The 305-nt window shown below is 63.6% G+C and carries 1 rRNA gene; it reads right to left on the bottom strand.

Annotation, left to right across the window (positions count from 1 at the left end):
* Positions 1 to 305: ribosomal RNA gene (locus QSK21_RS35980) — 23S ribosomal RNA — on the bottom strand; the annotation flags it as partial.

Genomic DNA, 305 nt, shown 5'->3' with positions numbered 1-305 from the left:
CACCTCACCCACAAGCGCCACGGATTTACCAATGGCGCGGGCCACATGCTTACCCCAGGACAACCACCGCCTGGGCTGAGCTACCCTCCTGCGTCACCCCATCGCTCACCTACTACCCCCTCGGGCCGACCGCTCCCCCGACAACCACCTCCGAAAAGGCGGCAACGGGATCGGGGTCTTAGCATCAGAGGGTTCAGCGTTGGCGCATACCAGCGGGTACGGGAATATCAACCCGTTATCCATCGACTACGCCTGTCGGCCTCGCCTTAGGTCCCGACTTACCCTGGGCGGATCAGCCTGCCCCA

This window comes from Actinomadura sp. NBRC 104412 (assembly GCF_030269515.1).
Lineage (GTDB): Bacteria > Actinomycetota > Actinomycetes > Streptosporangiales > Streptosporangiaceae > Spirillospora.
The sequence above is the reverse complement of the archived record's forward strand: the minus strand, read 5'-3'. Positions and strand labels throughout refer to the sequence as shown.